16 protein-coding genes are annotated in these 17063 nt (G+C 71.1%); 9 read left to right on the top strand and 7 right to left on the bottom strand.

Annotation, left to right across the window (positions count from 1 at the left end; all coding sequences use genetic code 11):
- Position 1: 1 nt before the first annotated feature.
- Both DFJ69_RS02115 and DFJ69_RS02120 read right to left on the bottom strand, forming a co-directional pair.
- Entirely contained in the window at positions 2-358 is a 357-nt protein-coding gene (locus DFJ69_RS02115; protein WP_116020908.1) for a DUF1048 domain-containing protein, read from the bottom strand.
- A complete protein-coding gene (locus DFJ69_RS02120) occupies positions 355-681 on the bottom strand; it encodes a PadR family transcriptional regulator (protein ID WP_116020909.1) in 327 nt (108 codons plus the stop codon). The genes DFJ69_RS02115 and DFJ69_RS02120 overlap by 4 nt, the downstream gene beginning before the upstream one ends.
- Before the next feature lie 136 nt (positions 682-817).
- Between DFJ69_RS02120 and DFJ69_RS34035 the strand changes: the two genes are divergently transcribed.
- A complete protein-coding gene (locus DFJ69_RS34035) occupies positions 818-988 on the top strand; it encodes a hypothetical protein (RefSeq protein ID WP_170177511.1) in 171 nt (56 codons plus the stop codon).
- Positions 989-1906: 918 nt separating this feature from the next.
- On the opposite strand, the gene DFJ69_RS02125 is transcribed toward DFJ69_RS34035, so the two are convergent.
- From DFJ69_RS02125 to DFJ69_RS02145, 5 genes are all read right to left on the bottom strand, one after another.
- A complete protein-coding gene (locus DFJ69_RS02125; RefSeq protein ID WP_116020910.1) occupies positions 1907-2545 on the bottom strand; it encodes a carbonic anhydrase in 639 nt (212 codons plus the stop codon).
- A gap of 396 nt (positions 2546-2941) precedes the next feature.
- Positions 2942-3664 carry an anti-sigma factor gene (locus DFJ69_RS02130; protein ID WP_116020911.1) on the bottom strand — a complete coding sequence of 241 codons (723 nt, stop codon included), beginning with the start codon at positions 3662-3664 and terminating at the stop codon, positions 2942-2944.
- Positions 3661-4287, bottom strand: coding sequence for an ECF RNA polymerase sigma factor SigK (gene sigK, locus DFJ69_RS02135; protein ID WP_116020912.1), 627 nt, complete (start codon positions 4285-4287; stop codon positions 3661-3663). The genes DFJ69_RS02130 and sigK overlap by 4 nt, the downstream gene beginning before the upstream one ends.
- A 120-nt stretch (positions 4288-4407) precedes the next feature.
- Positions 4408-5040 (bottom strand): fasciclin domain-containing protein, encoded by a 633-nt coding sequence (locus tag DFJ69_RS02140; protein WP_116020913.1) that lies wholly within the window; start codon positions 5038-5040, stop codon positions 4408-4410.
- A gap of 85 nt (positions 5041-5125) precedes the next feature.
- Positions 5126-6712: a molybdopterin-dependent oxidoreductase gene (locus DFJ69_RS02145; RefSeq protein ID WP_245973933.1), complete on the bottom strand. Its 1587-nt coding sequence runs from the start codon at positions 6710-6712 to the stop codon at positions 5126-5128.
- 259 nt (positions 6713-6971) lie between these two features.
- On the opposite strand from DFJ69_RS02145, the gene DFJ69_RS33635 reads away from it, so the two are divergent.
- The 8 genes from DFJ69_RS33635 (at position 6972) to DFJ69_RS02180 (ending at position 16465) form a co-directional block, all read left to right on the top strand.
- Positions 6972-7154, top strand: coding sequence for a hypothetical protein (locus DFJ69_RS33635; protein ID WP_147312183.1), 183 nt, complete (start codon positions 6972-6974; stop codon positions 7152-7154).
- Positions 7151-7240: a potassium-transporting ATPase subunit F gene (locus DFJ69_RS02150; RefSeq protein ID WP_116020915.1), complete on the top strand. Its 90-nt coding sequence runs from the start codon at positions 7151-7153 to the stop codon at positions 7238-7240. Before DFJ69_RS33635 ends, DFJ69_RS02150 begins: the two co-directional genes overlap by 4 nt.
- Positions 7240-8901 (top strand): potassium-transporting ATPase subunit KdpA, encoded by a 1662-nt coding sequence (kdpA, locus tag DFJ69_RS02155; RefSeq protein WP_116020916.1) that lies wholly within the window; start codon positions 7240-7242, stop codon positions 8899-8901. The genes DFJ69_RS02150 and kdpA overlap by 1 nt, the downstream gene beginning before the upstream one ends.
- Entirely contained in the window at positions 8902-11019 is a 2118-nt protein-coding gene (gene kdpB / locus DFJ69_RS02160) for a potassium-transporting ATPase subunit KdpB (protein WP_116020917.1), read from the top strand.
- 3 nt (positions 11020-11022) lie between these two features.
- A complete protein-coding gene (locus DFJ69_RS02165; protein WP_116020918.1) occupies positions 11023-11922 on the top strand; it encodes a potassium-transporting ATPase subunit C in 900 nt (299 codons plus the stop codon).
- Positions 11923-11935: 13 nt separating this feature from the next.
- The gene (locus tag DFJ69_RS02170) at positions 11936-14479 is read left to right on the top strand and encodes a sensor histidine kinase (protein WP_116020919.1); all 2544 of its coding nucleotides are present in this window, start codon (positions 11936-11938) and stop codon (positions 14477-14479) included.
- Positions 14476-15153: a response regulator gene (locus tag DFJ69_RS02175; protein WP_116020920.1), complete on the top strand. Its 678-nt coding sequence runs from the start codon at positions 14476-14478 to the stop codon at positions 15151-15153. The genes DFJ69_RS02170 and DFJ69_RS02175 overlap by 4 nt, the downstream gene beginning before the upstream one ends.
- Before the next feature lie 685 nt (positions 15154-15838).
- Positions 15839-16465: a hypothetical protein gene (locus DFJ69_RS02180; RefSeq protein ID WP_116020921.1), complete on the top strand. Its 627-nt coding sequence runs from the start codon at positions 15839-15841 to the stop codon at positions 16463-16465.
- The last annotated feature ends 598 nt before the right edge of the window (positions 16466-17063 follow it).

Raw genomic sequence — 17063 nt, forward strand, 5'->3', positions numbered from 1 at the left:
GTCAGCCTCCCAGCCGGCCCAATTTCCTCGCCACGTTCCCGTTCAACTGCTCGCGCCACCGGTCGCGATGGCTCCGAGCCCCTTGTCCGCCGGCCAGCGCCGCGCAGAAGCCCTCGATGTCGTCACCCAGCGCCTCGTGAATGCTCTGCCCATCGGACGCCGTCTCTTCGAGCAGCCCCAGGGCATTGTCGAGAATCGGCATCAGGCCTCGGCCCGTGAAGTCGGAATAGGGAGAAAGATGTCTCTTGATGTCCTCCCACGCCGCCCGGTGGTCGACCGGCAATGCCTCGGCCCGGGCTTCGAACGTCTTCCATTCCCTGGTGAGATCGCCGCCTGTCATGGTCTCCCAGAAGTTCATCTCCCGCTCTCCTTGAGCTTGTCGATCCGTGAGGTGACGTACTCCCATTTGGCCCAGAACGTCGCGAGTTCTTTGCGCCCCGCGTCGTTGAGCGCATAGAACTTGCGCGGTGGGCCCTGCCCGGACGGTCGTTTCGTCGCCTGGACGAGCCCGTTCCTCTCCAGCCGCAGCAGGATGGTGTAGATCGTCCCGTCGACGACGTCGGCGAAGCCGAGTTCGTTCAGCCGACGGGTGATGGCGTACCCGTAGGTCTCCTCGTTGTCGAGGATTTGGAGCACGCAGCCCTCGAGCGTGCCCTTCAGCATCTCCGTCAGGTCGTCCATCACGGTCCTCTTCGAACTTGGTACCTTGTGCTACTGAGTACCACTATAAAGTATCACCGGATAGCGAAGCAACGCCTGCCGCCGAGGAGCATCGGACCGGTCCCGGCGACAACGGGGTGCGGTCGATGACGGTTCGGTGACTGCAGGTTCCGGCGTGGTCGGTGGGACGCGAGGAGCACCGGGACGGCGCTTCGGCGAACGCGGCGAGGCCACGACGGCCGTGCAGTCCGCACGGCCGGCGGGGCGCTGCGCCGACCACCTGGCCGAACATCCGGTCCAGGCGGCCGAAGCAGACGACGAGGGCTGACCCGTCCGACCGGCCGGTCTCCCTCCTTACCCTCGCCAACGGCCGGTGAGCGCCACGGCCGGGCGCGCAGCGGCGCAGGCGGTCGAGGCGGGCATGGCCGGGGGGGACGGACGGTCGCATCGTCGGTCACGCCGGAGGTCCGGCCCCGGTCGCGCAGGTGGTCGACGATCACCGACCATCGGCGCCACGGCGTCGACGACCCGGCCGAGAGCGGCAACCGCCCCTTCCCGGTAGGGCGGCGGATCTTCCGCCGCCGCCGGGGCAGAACTTGCGGGCGAGCCGGTGACGCGATTCCGGGGACGGGCGACCGGCGGCCGAAGGCGCGGCGGGTGGCTGTTGACGATCGGGTCCAGCACCGACAGCAGGCAACAGGGTTAGGCCGTGTACCCGGCGAACGCCCACCCCAGCGGGGTCGGGTTCCCGTTGCGGGCGAACACGCGCAGCAGACCGTGGGCGCGGACCTGGTCGGTCACCAGGAATCCGGCGAGGGAGCACGTCCGGCCAATCCGTCATGACCTTCTTGAGGTTGATCTCCTGGCGGGCGACCTTCTCGGCAGCGCGTGGTCGCCGCCGGTGCCGTCGGCCGGGGTCGGCGCACCAGAACGGCTGGTCGCCCCAGTCGGTGAAGCCGCCTCTCCGGCCGCAGCCGTTGACGATTCCATCTGTCGCTGAACGCAGTCGTCAGCTCGGATCGGAACGCATTGAATCAAGCCGACGGATTTCCAGGATCGGCGCGCCCGCACACACCCGCGTCTCCCCCGGAACCGATGCTTCGCCGACGGCCGCCCGTTCCCACCGGCGGGAAGGCTGGATGACGCCGACTGGGCTGCGCTCGGCGTGATGCCTCTTGGCGCTTTCGTTGGTCTTGGGAGGTGCCGGGGTCGTTCCCGCGAGCCGACGAGTCCATGGACGCACGTGTCAGGCGTCCACCGCCTCCACGGGCAGACCACGGGCCGTCACGAGTTCGGCGCTGCCGTCGGCCAGGCGGTAGGAGAGCCCGACCACGGCCGCCCGGCCGGCGGTGACCGTGTCGGCGAGCAGTCGTGAGCGGTCCATGAGGAGGCCGACCGTCTGGCGTATGTGCTCGGCGATGACGTCGTCCTCCCGGACGAGTCCGGCGGCGCGGGCGGCCAGGACACTGGGGGTGACACGCTCGATGACGTCGCGTACGAATCCGGCGGCGGTGACGCCGTCGGCCAGGGCGTCACGGGTGGCCGCGACCGCGCCGCACGAGTCGTGACCCAGCACCACGACCAACGGGCAGCCCAGCACGCTCACCGCGTACTCGATGCTGCCCAGCACCTCCGACCCCACCACGTGGCCCGCGGTGCGGACCACGAACAGATCTCCCAGGCCCCGGTCGAAAATGATCTCGGCGGCCAGGCGTGAGTCGGAACAGCCGAAGAGCACGGCGAACGGGCGCTGCGCGGGTGCGGTCTCGGCGCGGCGCGCGGCGTCCTGATTGGGGTGCTGCGGCCGGCCCGCGACGAAGCGCCGGTTGCCGGCGAACAGCAACTCGAATGCCTCGGGCGGAGACACAGGTGGTGAATCGGTCATGCCCGCAGACTAATGGCCATGCGGGCCCGCCTTTGAACCAGGTCGGTCGCAGATCCGGACTGCAGGGACGACCTCGCGTGCACCCTGCCAAGGCATGTCAAGGCACGTCGCGGTGACCCCAGCCCTACCGGACTCAGGGGCCGACCATGAAACCGTGCTTGCCGGCGGCTCCGGCGGTCAGAGCCAACGCGACGGTACTGGCCGAAGCGACAGCGGGGCCCGAATTGCCCGCGGCACGATCCGGCGCCAAGCCCGCGCTCACCTCAGGGCGGCTATGCTCGCGCGTCCTGCCCGGTTCAATGGCGAGCGCGTTTGGTGGATTGGCCACCTGGTCTTCCCCCGCATCGCGTTCTGTGCGGTTCGCAAAGCGGGACCTTGGAAAGGACCTGGGACCGTTCAGACCGGTAGCGCAAGCTGGGCGATGGGTGGAGTGGTGGGTCGGGGGGAGCCGCCCGATGGTTCGACGGTCAGGGCGAAGGCGCGGGCTCCGTTCAAGCCCCGGTCGATGACCGGTATGGCGTCCCGACCGGTGGGGCGGAGGAGCGGCGCCGGCCGGGGGCCCGCCGAGGTCAGGTGCCAAAGTTGGTAGGTCCGGGTGGAGGGCAGATCGGGCAGGGCGGAGACGGCGATGACGGCCTTGTCCAGGGTGGGCGAGGCGATGATGGTGAGGCTGCCGCCGGTGGAGGTCCGGGCGGTGGCGGTGCGGGCGTCGGGTGCGGCCAGAACGGCGGTGATCTCGGTGTTGAGGGCGTGGGCGCGGTCGCGTTCGTCGGTGGCCCGTTGTACGGCGACGCCGGCGAGCAGCGCGAGGGCGAGGCATGCGGCGGCGGCCGCCGTGGCGAGCCAGGTCGCGGGACGGCCCGGTACGGGCATCGGGCGGGTGAGGCGTGGAGGGACCTGGCGGGTGCGTTCGACGCCGTCCATGACCCGTTCCCGCAACCTTTCGGGAGGGGGTTCGGCGGCTGCTGAGCCGAGACGGGCCACGGTCTCGGCCAGGCCCTCGACCTCGCTTCGGCAGTTGTCGCAGCCGCGCAGGTGGGCCTCGAAGCGGCGGCGCTCGGCGGGTTCCAGGGCGCCCAGGGCGTAGGCGCCGGTGAGCGTGTGCAGGTCGTGTTTCATCGCCGCACTCCCAGGCAGTCGCGCATGCGGATGAGCCCGTCGCGCATCCGGGTCTTGATGGTGCCGATCGGGACGTCCAGCACGGTGGCGACCTCGCGGTGGGTGCGGCCGCCGTAGTAGGCCAGAGTGATCGCCTGGCGTTGCAGGTCGGTCAGGGTGGTGAGGCAGCGCCGCACCTGCTCGGTCTCCAGCCGGGTCTGCACCTGCTCGGTGACCTGGTCGAACGGCGGATCCGGCGGCAGTGCGCGCTCCTCACGGCGCCGGGCGGCCTGAGCGGAGCGGACCCGGTCCACGGCGCGACGGTGCGCGAGCGTCATCACCCAGGCCATCGCGCCGGCGCGGGAGGGGTCGAAGCGGGCGGCGGTCCGCCACACCTCCAGCAGCACCTCCTGCGCGACCTCCTCGGCCTGCTGCGGGTCGCGCAGCACCCGCAGGACCAGCCCGTACACCGGACCCGCGATCTCGCGGTACAACTCCTCGAACGCCTCCCGGTCACCCCGCGCCACCCGCATGATCAGGTCGTCGAGGCCGGTGCCGACGGGACGGGCTTCGTGGTCCGCTCCCGCGCGTCCGGTCCATCGGCGGGGCCACCGGTCACCACCGTCGTTGGTGTGCACACCCATGGTTCGTCACCGCGTCCTGTGTCGTTCGGTCCGTCATATCCGTGCCCAGGCGAGCCGGGTGCGGGTCGGCGTGCCGTCCCCTCCAGCGGCACGCCGACCCGGCTCTGCGGCCCGGCGGTACTACTTGGGCATGAGGACGGTGTCGATGATGTAGACGGTGGCGTTGCCGGTGGGGACGTTGCCGCACACCACCTTGGCGTCGTTGACCTCGTAGGTGTCTCCGGCCTCGGCCACGGTCACCTGGCCGCCCTGCAGCGTCGTGAGCGTCCCCGCGGAGGCGAGCCGGTCGGGGCCGTTGCGGCCCTGGACGACGTGGTAGGTGAGGATCTCGGTGAGCTGCTCCTTGTCGGCCAGCACCTTGTCGAGGGTGGCCTTGGGGATCGCGGCGAACGCGTCGTTGGTGGGCGCGAACACGGTGATGTCCTTGGCGGAGTTGAGGGTGTCGGCCAGTCCGGCCTTGGTGACGGCGGTGACCAGGGTGGACAGAACCGGGTTGTTGGAGGCGGCGGTGGCGACCGGGTCGTCGGCCATCCCGGTGAAGCTTCCCTCGCCGTCGGCCGGCACGGCCGAGCACGCCGCCCCGAACGGGGAGGCCGCCGGTGCGGCCTTCGGGGCTTCGAGGGTGGTGCGGTCGTCCTGCGCCCCGGCGGACGCGCCGTCGTCGCCACCGCCGCAGGCGGCCGTTGCGAGGGTGAGCACGGCACCGGCGGCCGCGGCGGCCATCAGCCGGCGGGTGGGGGTGGAAAGGGACATGGCGATCTCTCCTTGCGTTCTTCGGGTCACTTACGGTGCGTTCGGCGGACCGTGGGTGGGCCGCCTCGGGGTTCGGAGGTTCGGGTCAGGTGACGGTGACCACCACCGAGGGCCGGCCGGTCGCCCCGCTGGGGAAGGGGGGGACGCGTTCGGAAATCTGGGTGCGGCCGGTGGCGTCGGTGGCGCGGGCCTCCAGCCGGTGGGTGCCGGGGGTGGCGTTCCATTCCCAGACCCATTGCCGCCAGGTGTCGATGCCCGGCACCGTCGCGAGCCGGGCGGGATGCCAGGGGCCGCCGTCGACGCGGACCTCGACGGCGTCGACACCGCGGTGCTGGGCCCAGGCGACCCCGGCGACCGCGACCCGTCCCGCGCGCAGCCGCTGCAGGGGACGGGGAAGGTCGATGCGCGCCATGGTCTTGACGGGAGCGTCGGTGGCCCAGCCCCGGCGGGTCCAGTAGGCGGCCTGGTCGGCGTAGCGGGTGACCTGGAGGTCGACCACCCATTTGGTCGCCGACACGTACCCGTACAGGCCGGGCACCACCAGCCGGGCCGGGAACCCGTGCGCGATCGGCAGCGGCACCCCGTTCATCCCCACCGCCAGCAGGGCATCACGGCCGTCCAGCACCACGGAGAGCGGCGTTCCGCAGGTCCAGCCATCGGCCGAGCGCGACAGGAGCTGGTCGGCGCCCGCCCGCACCCCCGCCTCACGCAGCAACACGGCCAGCGGCACGCCCAGCCAACGGGCGTGCCCCACGTAAGGGCCGCCGACCTCGTTGGACACGCACGTCAGCGTGACCTCCCGGTCGATCAGTGGACGGCGCAGCAGTTCCTCGAACGTCAGCTCCACCGGTCGGTCCACCATCCCGCCGATCCGCAGCGTCCAGTCGGCGGGGTCGACCTGCGGCAGGACGAGGGCGGTGTCGACGCGGTAGAAGGCGCCGTTGGGCGTGGTGAACGGCGGCATCCCCGGCACCCGCACCTGCGCGCCCGCCGGGACGGCCGGGCCCGGGCCGGTCGGCGGCGGCAGCCGCACCCCTCGCCGCGCCGCCGACACGTTTCGCCGCGCGGTGATCACCCGGCCCAGTCCACCGGTCGACGCCGCCACGGCAAGGGTTCCGGCCCCGGCCAGCAGCACACGGCGATCCGGCCCGGCCGGGGCGGCGTCGTTCGCATCAGGTGAGGGACCGGCTCCCCGTGGGCTCATCGCCCGTAGGAGGAGGATCAGCGCGGCGGCCCCCGCGAGCGCCCCGACCAGCGACGGCACCGCCGCCCAGCCATCGGTCTGCGGGCGGCCGACCGCCGCAGCGGCGGCGACGACACCCAGCCCGGCGACCGCGCAGACCCCGGCCGTTCGGTGACGCCGCGCCAACAGCCCGGCCAGCGCGGCCACCACCGTGGCCCCCGCGCCCAGGCTGGCCAGCAGGACCGCCTTGTCGTTGTCACCGAACGTGCGGATCGCCCATGCCTTGAGCCCTTGAGGCGTCACGTCGATCCCCGCCGACCCCAACGCCAGAATCGGGGCCGTCGCCGCCTGCCCCGCCAGCGCCGCGGCCAGCTCGGCCGCACCAAGTCCCACGGCCGCCGCCAGAACGCCCGCCAGAGCCGCCCACCACCGGTCGGCGATCCGGACGGGGAGAGAGCGCCTGCGACGGGACGGCGTGGTGTCGTTCACACCGCCCATTCGGAGCCGCACGCCCGCCGGTTTGGTCTCCGCGCGACTTTTCTGGGACGCCACTCCCCCTCGGGCGTCCCCTGCGAACGTCGGGCTCCGTGTCGGGTGATCGGGAACTCTTCTTGGAGGGCTCGGATGCGGCGTCGCCGGTCGCCGCGACGAACCGGGATGTATGGAGTCCGTTAAGACCGCCGGATTCGGCGTAGGGAAAGCGTCAAGACGCGTCAAAACAACCTGATACGGGTGTTTCCTCCCCTTGGTGCCGCAGAACGCGGCGGCGAGGAGGGTCGGCGCGGTGGCCGATCGGTCCTCCGTTCACCCGCCCGGGCGACCGGGCCGATCTAGGGAGCCGGAAGCCATGGCCGACCTGGTGCTGATCGCGCTGATCATCGCGGTGTTCGCGGTGCTCGGCCTGGTGGTGAGGGCGGTGGAACGCCTGTGAGCGCCGACAACGTCGTCGGGCTGGTGTTGGCGGCCGGTCTGGTCGTGTTGCTGGTGGTGGCCCTGGTGTTCCCGGAGAGGTTCTGATGGGTTCCACGGCCGCGGGGGTCGTGTTCATCGTTTCCCTGCTCGTCGCGCTCGCCCTCGTGCACGTTCCGTTGGGCGACCACATGTTCCGCGTCTACGGCTCCGAGAAGCACTCGAGGGTGGAGCGCCGCCTGTACCGGCTGATCGGGGTCGCCCCGGACGTCGAGCAGCGATGGAGCGTCTACGCCCGGGCCGTTCTGGCGTTCTCGCTGGTGTCGGTGCTGTTCCTGTACGGGTTCCAGCGGCTGCAGGACAGGCTGGTCCTGAGCCTGGGTTTCGAGCCGGTGCCCGACCACGTGGCGTGGAACACCGCGGTCAGCTTCGTCACCAACACCAACTGGCAGGCGTACTCGGGCGAGTCGACCATGGGCCATCTGGTGCAGATGGCCGGGCTGGCGGTGCAGAACTTCGTGTCCGCAGCGGTGGGCATGGCCGTGGCCATCGCGTTCATTCGCGGTCTCGCCCGTGGGAGGACGGACCGACTCGGCAACTTCTGGGTCGATCTGACCCGCGGCACGCTGCGGATCCTGTTGCCGATCGCCGCGGTCGCCGCCATCCTGCTCATCGCCGGTGGGGCGGTGCAGAACCTCACCGACGCACACCACGTCACCACGCTCACCGGCACCGGACAGACCATCACCGGTGGCCCGGTGGCGTCCCAGGAGGCGATCAAGGACCTGGGCACCAACGGGGGCGGGTTCTACAACGCCAACTCCGCCCACCCGTTCGAGAACCCCACCTCGTGGACGAACTGGATCGAGATCTTCCTGCTGACGATGATCGCGTCCTCGCTGCCGCGCACGTTCGGGCGGCTGGTGGGCCAGAAGCGGCAGGGGTACGCGATCGTCGCGGTGATGGCCGTCCTGGCCCTCGCGTCGATCACGGCGGTCACCGCCGCGCAGGTCGCCCACCATGGCACCGTCCCCGAGGCGGTGGGCGCGGCCACGGAGGGCACGGAGCAGCGGTTCGGGGTGGTGGACTCCGCGCTGTTCGCCGCCGCCACCACGCTCACGTCGACCGGGTCGGTGAACTCCTTCCACGACTCCTACACCTCGCTCGGCGGCGGGGTGCTGCTGCTGAACATGATGCTCGGCGAGGTCGCGCCCGGCGGGGTGGGCTCCGGCCTGTACGGGATGCTCATCCTGGCGATCATCACGGTCTTCGTGGCCGGGTTGATGGTCGGTCGGACCCCGGAGTACCTGGGCAAGAGGATCGGCCCGAGGGAGATCAAGCTCGCCTCGCTGTACTTCCTGGTCACCCCGGCTCTGGTGCTGATCGGCGCGGCGATCGCGATGGCCTTCCCGGGGCCGCGCGGCTCGATGCTCAACGGCGGCGCCCATGGGTTCTCCGAGGTGCTGTACGCGTTCACGTCGGCGTCGAACAACAACGGGTCGGCGTTCGCGGGTCTGACCGTCGACACGTGGTTCTACGACGTCGCGCTCGGGCTGTGCATGGTGCTCGGGAGGTTCCTGCCGATCATTCTGGCGCTCGCGCTGGCCGGGTCGCTGGCCCGGCAGACACCCGTGCCCGAGTCCGTCGGGACGCTGCCGACGCACCGGCCGCAGTTCGTCGGCATGGTCGCCGGCGTCACCCTCATCCTGGTCGCCCTCACGTTCTTCCCGGCGCTGGCTCTGGGCCCGCTGGCAGAAGGGATCCACTAGATGTCCACCCCCACCCTTCAGCACCCCCCGGCGGGGCCGAAGCCGGAGAGGCCCGGCGGCGGGCTCCTGGACGCGAAGGTGCCGGCGTCCGCGCTGCCGCTCGCCCTGCGGAAACTCGATCCGCGGATCATGTGGCGCAACCCGGTGATGCTGATCGTCGAGATCGGCGCCGTCTGGACCACGTTCCTGACGATCCGGGACCCGTCGGCGTTCTCGGTGCTCATCGCCGTGTGGCTGTGGCTGACGGTCGTGTTCGCCAACCTCGCCGAAGCGGTCGCCGAGGGGCGGGGCAAAGCCCAGGCCGACACCCTGCGCAAGGCCAAGAAGGACACCACCGCCCGTCGCCTGCTCGACGGAGGGCGCGAGGAGGAGGTCCCGGCGGGCGAGCTGCGGCGGGGTGACGTCGTCGTGGTCGAGGCCGGGCAGATCATCCCCGGTGACGGGGACGTCATCGAAGGGATCGCCAGCGTCGACGAGTCGGCGATCACCGGCGAGTCGGCCCCGGTCATCCGCGAGTCGGGCGGTGACCGGTCGGCCGTCACCGGCGGCACCAGGGTGCTGTCGGACCGGATCATCGTGAAGATCACCCAGAAGCCGGGCGAGTCGTTCATCGACACGATGATCGCCCTGGTGGAGGGCGCGGCCCGGCAGAAGACCCCGAACGAGATCGCCCTCACCATCCTGCTGGCGGCGTTGACGATCATCTTCCTGGTCGCCACCGCCACCATGCAGCCGTTCGCGATCTTCGCCAAGGCGAACAACCCGGGGGTGGCCGACGGCGCGGCGCTCGACACCCACGGGGTGACCGGGATCGTGCTGGTCTCGCTGCTGGTCTGCCTGATCCCCACCACGATCGGGGCGCTGCTGTCCGCGATCGGCATCGCCGGGATGGACCGGCTCGTCCAGCGCAACGTCCTGGCCATGTCGGGTCGCGCGGTCGAGGCCGCCGGGGACGTCAACACGCTGCTGCTGGACAAGACCGGCACCATCACCCTCGGCAACCGGCAGGCATCGGGGTTCCTGCCCGTCGGCGACGTCACCGAGGAGGAGTTGGCGGACGCGGCGCGGTTGTCGTCGCTGGCCGACGAGACGCCGGAAGGACGCTCGATCGTCGTCTTCGCCGAGCAGACCCACGGGCTGCGCGAACGGCACCCCGGCGGGCTCGACCACGCCGAGTGGATCGCGTTCGCCGCCCAGACCCGCATGTCGGGCGTCGATCTCGAGGACCGGCGGCTCCGCAAGGGCGCCGCCTCCGCCGTCGCCGACTGGGTGCGCGCCCACGGCGGCGAGGTGACCCCGGCCCTCGGCGACGTCGTGGACGGGATCTCCGCCGCGGGAGGCACACCGCTGGTCGTCGGCGAGGCGACGGGCGGCCACGCGCGGGTGCTGGGCGTCGTTCATCTCAAGGACGTCGTCAAGCAGGGGATGCGCGAACGGTTCGACCACATGCGCGCCATGGGCATCAAGACGATCATGGTGACCGGCGACAACCCGCTGACCGCCGAGGCCATCGCCGACGAGGCCGGTGTGGACGACTTCCTCGCCGAGGCCACGCCCGAGGACAAGCTCGCCTACATCAAGGCCGAGCAGGACGGCGGACGGCTGGTCGCGATGACCGGCGACGGCACCAACGACGCCCCCGCCCTGGCGCAGGCCGACGTGGGCGTGGCCATGAACACCGGCACCAGCGCGGCCAAAGAGGCCGGGAACATGGTCGACCTGGACTCCGACCCGACCAAGCTCATCGAGATCGTCGAGATCGGCAAACAGTTGCTGATCACCCGGGGCGCGCTGACCACGTTCTCCATCGCCAACGACATCGCCAAGTACTTCGCGATCATCCCGGCGCTGTTCGTGACGCTGTATCCGGGCCTGGACGCGCTCAACATCATGCGGCTGTCGAGCCCGCAGTCGGCGATCCTGTCCGCGGTCATCTTCAACGCCCTGATCATCATCGCGCTGATCCCGCTCGCCCTGCGAGGCGTCCGCTACCGGCCGAGCAGCGCGTCCAGCCTGCTCAACCGCAACCTCGGCGTCTACGGGCTCGGCGGGGTCATCGCCCCGTTCCTCGGGATCAAGCTCATCGACCTCCTCATCCAATTCATTCCGGGACTCTGACCGATGAACACACTCCCCGGCGGGCTCCGCCGACACCTCGCGGCGCTGCGGGCGCTGCTCGTCCTCACCGTGATCTGCGGTGTCCTCTACCCGCTGGCCATCACCGCCGTCGCGCAGGTCCCCGGGCTCGAGGGCAGGGCCGACGGCTCCCTGGTGAGCGTGAACGGCACGACCGTGGGCAGTTCGCTGATCGGCCAGCCCTTCACCGGCGAGGACGGGGCGCCGCTGAAGCGGTACTTCCAGTCCCGGCCCTCCAACGCCGGTGACGGCCATGACCCGACCGCCACCTCGGCGTCCAATCTCGGCCCCGAGGACATCGTCGACACCCTCCCCGACCCGGCGCTGGTCAAGGCCGGCGAGGAGGACGAGAACGCCAGGGCCGGCCTGCTCACGCAGGTCTGCGCCCGCAGCAAGGCGGTGGGCGAACTGGAGGGCGTGGACGGTTCCCGCCCGTACTGCACCCCCTCGGGCGTGGGCGCGGTGCTGGCGGTGCTCGGCCCCCGCGACGCCGACGGAGTCGTGTCGCAACCGACCAAGGTCGTCAGCCTGAACGAGGCCTGCCCCGCCACGCCGTTCATCAGCGGCTACAAGGGGGTCGAGGTCGAGTGCAACACCCATGGCGAGGACTACGGCACCGGCCAGATCGTTCCGATCCGCGGCACCGCTCCGGCGAAGCCCGCCGTCCCGGCCGACGCGGTCACCGCGAGCGGCAGCGGCCTCGACCCGCACATCTCCGTCGCTTACGCCAGGCTCCAGGCCAGGCGGGTCGCCCAGACCCGCGGCATCCCGATCGCCCAGGTCACCGCGCTGATCGACGAGCACACCACGGGACGTAGCCTCGGATTCATGGGCGAGCCCGCGGTGAACGTGCTGGAACTGAACATCGACCTCGACAAGAGCTGAAAGGACGCACGCCATGCCCAGGGGGCATCTGCGCATCTACCTGGGGGCCGCCCCCGGCGTGGGCAAGACGTACGCCATGCTCTCCGAAGGCCGGCGCCGCCGCGCCCGTGGCACGGACGTCGTCGTCGGCTACGTGGAGACCCACGACCGGCCCCGCACCGCCGAACTCCTCGACGGTCTGGAGATCGTCCCCCGCCGGCGCATCTCCTACCGCGGCACCGAGGTCACCGAGCTGGACGTCGACGCGGTGCTGGCCCGCGCCCCGCGGGTCGCGCTCATCGACGAACTCGCGCACACCAACGTGCCGGGCACCGACAACGCCAAACGCTGGCAGGACGTCGAACGGCTGCTGGACGCCGGCATCACCGTCATCTCCACGGTCAACATCCAGCATCTGGAATCGCTCAACGACGTCGTCGAGAGCATCACCGGAATCGTCCCACGGGAGACCGTCCCCGACGAGGTCGTCCGCCGCGCCGACCAGGTCGAACTCGTCGACATGGCGCCCGACGCGCTGCGCCGCCGGATGGCCCACGGCAACATCTACGCCCCCGAGAAGGTCGACGCCGCCCTGTCGAACCACTTCCGCGTCGGCAACCTCACCGCGCTCCGCGAGCTCGCGCTGCTGTGGCTGGCCGGAAAGGTCGACGAGCAACTCGACCGATACCGCGCCGACCACGGCATCGCCGGCACCTGGGAGGCCCGCGAACGCATCGTCGTCGCCCTCACCGGCGGCCCCGAAGGCGAGACCCTGATCCGCCGCGCCACCCGCATCGCCGCCCGCACCAAGGGCGCCGACCTCATGGCCGTGCACGTCACCCGAGGCGACGGCCTGACCAGCACGCGCCCCGCCGCCCTCGCCCGCCAGCGAGAGATCGTCGAAAGCGTCGGAGGCACCTACCATCAGGTCGTCGGCGACGACGTGCCCAAGGCCCTGCTCGACTTCGCCAGGGCCGTCAACGCGACCCAGCTCGTCCTCGGCGTCTCCCGCCGCCGCCCCGTCGCGCAGTTCCTGCGGCCCGGCATCGGGGTCACCACCACCGCCCTGTCCGGGTCCATCGACGTGCACATGGTCACCCACGGTGAGGCCCGCCGGGGGCTGCAGCGGCCACGTCGCGACCAGGGGCTGCCGCCCGGACGCCGCCTCGCCGCCTTCGCCCTGGCCGCCTGCGGGCTGCCGCTGCTGACGCTGGTGCTCACCCGGCTGCGCGAGGACGTCAGCCTGCCCGGCGACATCCTGTTCTTCCTCGCCGCCGTCGTCGGCATCGCGCTCCTCGGCGGCCTGTGGCCCGCGCTGTTCACCGCCATCGCCGGATTCCTGCTGCTCAACTGGTACTTCACCGCGCCGTATCACGAGTGGACGATCGCCGAGGAGGACAACTGGGTCGCCCTGGTGGTGTTCGTTCTGGTCGGCGCCGGAGTCAGCGCGGTCGTCGACCGGGCCGCACGCCGTTCCCGGGAGGCCGCCGAGCTCGGCGCCGAAGCCGAGACCCTCTTCACACTCGCCGGGAACGTCCTGCGCGGCGAACGCGCCGTGAACACCCTCCTCGAACGGCTCCGCGAGACGTTCGCCCTCACCTCGGTCACCCTGCTCGAACATCCTCCCGACCTGCCGATCACACCGGACACCCGACGCGACCCGCACGACTGGCGGATCGTCGCCACCGTCGGCGGACGCCCCTGCAGCACCCCCGACGAGGGCGACACCACGCTTCCGATCAGCGACGACATCGCGCTGGCCGTGCGCGGCCGAACCATCCGGGCAAGGGACCGTCGCGTCCTCGAGGCCTTCGGCGTCCAGGCCGCCGCCGCCCTGCGACAGCAGCGCCTCGAGGCCGAAGCCGAACGGGCCCGGCCGCTGGAGGCCGTCGACCGCCTGCGCACCGCCCTGCTCAGCGCCGTCAGCCACGACCTGCGCACCCCGCTCGCCGGAGCCAAGGCCGCCGTCGACGGTCTCCGCAACACCGACATCGCCTGGACCGCCGAAGAACGCGCCGAACTCGCCGACACCGCCGCCCGGTCTCTGGACCGGCTCGACCGGCTCGTCGCCAACCTGCTCGACATGAGCCGCCTCCAGGCCGGGGCGCTCGGCATGGTCCTGCAACCCCTCGCCCTCGACGAGGTCGTCCCCCGCGCCCTCGACGACCTCGGGCAGGATGGGCGGCACCGCGTCACCACCGCCATCTCCGAGGACCTGCCCGAGATCGAGGCCGACCCCGCCCTCCTCGAACGCGTCCTGGTCAACCTCATGTCCAACGCGATCCGCCACAGCCCGCCGGACGAACACGTCCTGGTCACCGCCGGCGCCATCCGGGACCGGGTGGAGCTGCGCGTCGCCGACCGCGGACCCGGTATCCGGGCCGACCAACGCGACCGCATCTTCCAGCCGTTCCAACGGCTCGACGACCGCGACAACCACACCGGAGTCGGCCTCGGCCTCGCCCTCGCCCGCGGCCTCACCGAGGCCATGGGCGGCGAACTCATCCCCGAGGACACCCCCGGCGGCGGCCTCACCATGATCGTCGCGCTGTCCGTCCACCGGAACGGAACACCATGATCAAGGTCCTCGTCGTCGACGACGAACCCCAACTGCTCCGCGCCCTGCGCATCAACCTGCGAGCCCGCGACTTCGACGTCGCCACCGCCGACGACGGAACCTCCGCCCTCCGCACCGCCGGAGACCTCCACCCCGATCTCGTCGTCCTCGACCTCGGCCTCCCCGACCTGGACGGCGTCGACGTCATCCACGGCCTGCGCGGCTGGACCCGGGTACCGATCATCGTCCTGTCCGGCCGCGCCGGAAGCCGCGACAAGGTCGAAGCCCTCGAAGCCGGAGCCGACGACTACGTCACCAAACCGTTCGACATGGACGAACTCGTCGCCCGCATCCGCGCCGTCACCCGCCGCGTCACCGCCGACGACGCCACCAGCGTCGTCACCGTCGGCGACCGCACCATCGACCTCGCCGGCAAGACGGCCACCGACCCCGAGGGCCGGTCCCTCCGCCTCACTCCCACCGAATGGCACCTGCTCGAGCTCCTGCTCCGCAACCCCGGCAAACTCGTCAGCCAGCGACAACTGCTGACCACCGTCTGGGGCCCCGGCTACATCAAGGAGACCCACTACCTCCGCCAGTACATGGCCCAACTCCGCCGCAAACTCGAAACCGACCCCGCCCACCCCCACCACCTGCTCACCGAACCCGGGATGGGCTACCGCTTCCAGCCCTAGCCGGAGCGGTGACGGCGGCCTGCGTCCGGCATCGTCGGTGCGCACCGATCTCGGCCCCTCACTCGGGTGTGCGCATGCGACGACGGGTCGCGGCGGGCGGAACGGACCGCTCGCGACCCCACCGCGCGGCGTCTGACCATCACGCAGCGCACCATCTCTACCTGGGAGGAGGCCATGCAGCACATGATCAGCGCGGCGCCGGCCATCGGGCCGCGCGCCTTACCCTCAGCCAGACCCATCCCGATGCCTCGAGCAGCGTCTGTGGACGTGGCGGTGACGCACGAGCGCCTTTCCTGTCGCAGAAAGCCGTTCTGGACACCTCGCTGCACAGCCTCCAGTTCGACGGTTACCTCGCCGAGGGCGGCGACATCCGCGGCATCGAGACCGGGCAGGACAGACCTCCGTCACCGTGAAGTCGCCCCGCCGGAGGAGGTCCATGACCCGTTCGATGCGGCGGGTCGGCAAGGGGCTGTACGGGGTCTTGCCAAGGCCATGCGGAAGCTGCGGGGGAAATGGTCCGGCGGCATGAGGTCGACCTTTGCCGGCGCGGTGGCGTCCAGCGGCTCCGCGTCATCACGGTCCATCGGGTCACGGGCGGCCGAGAGCCTCCAAGCTCGCCTCTCCACCGGGAATGAGTAGCCATTACTCATATGCCGCCGATCCCTCATGATCGATACTTGCGGGCATGCAGAGACTCACCCAGATCGCTGTGCTCGGTACGGCGTCCTTCCTCGTCGCGGGAATCGGCACCGCCTATGCGGCGGGACGTTCGGCCGCCCCACCGCCCGTGATCCACGCGTGCAAGGCCAAGCGCGGCGGCGACGTCCGCATCATCTCCCGCACCGCGAAGTGCCGCTCGACCGAGACCCGCGTCACCTGGAACCAGCGCGGCGTCGCCGGCCCCCGTGGCGCCACCGGGCCTCGCGGGCCGGTGGGACCGAGCAACGTCTACGTCTACAGCGGGGCGCACGTCGACCTACCGGACAGACAATCTCGCACGGCCGCGACCCTGACCCTGCCGCCCGGGAACTACGTCATCGACGGTCACGTCAACCTCCGGTATGTGGACTTCGCCTGGTGCACCCTCAGACAGGGCTCGGTCAACTCGTTCACGACGGCCACGCCCAAGTCAGGGCTCGGCAAGCACAACGAATCCACCATCCCGGTAGACGGCGCCTTGTCCCTTCCCAGGGGAGGCACCGTCACCGTCACCTGCACGACCTGGGATGTGAGCTCCACGCACCAGACCGACGCGAAGGCATACCTCATCGCCACCCGGGTCGGAAGCCTCACAACCCTGAGCGGGGGCTAGACCGCCGCCTTCGTGGCCGGGTGCCGACCGAGCGCGGGGGCGAGATCCTCAGCCACCGTGCGCCGGTCGGCGGCCGGCGGCCGGCAAGACCCCACCGGTCACGCCGACGCGCGGAACGGCTCCCGCAGACAACGCGCCCAGAATGAAGCGCCGGCAGCGCGACCGTACAGTGGCCGGCGCACTCGCGCCGCGAAGTCCGCGCCTCTTTCCGCCAACCGGCCACGGGACTTGGACGCCTACCTCGCCCCACCCCCACACGAGCATCGCCACGGCCGCCGAGCATCTGGACCTCGCTCAGCCGGTCGGGCTGATGCTGGGGGGCATCCTCTGCCGCCGCCGGAGGTCCCCGGACGACCCGGCCGCCGCGTTCGCCCGTCCGGACGGTCGCGTACGCAGAGACGCGCGGCATCGTCACGACCCTCTGCCTTCCGGCAGCCAAGTGGCCATCACGACTTCGACGACTCCTCACCGGAGGTCGACGCCAGCAGGGTGTTCGCCCAGGCCGGGTCGCTCCCCTACCTGCTGCGCTCCAGGCAGCAGATCGCCGGATACTTCGAGCTCCACGGCCTGGAGCTGATCGAACCCGGTCCGGCGCCTG

It is taken from the genome of Thermomonospora umbrina (assembly GCF_003386555.1).
Lineage (GTDB): Bacteria > Actinomycetota > Actinomycetes > Streptosporangiales > Streptosporangiaceae > Thermomonospora > Thermomonospora umbrina.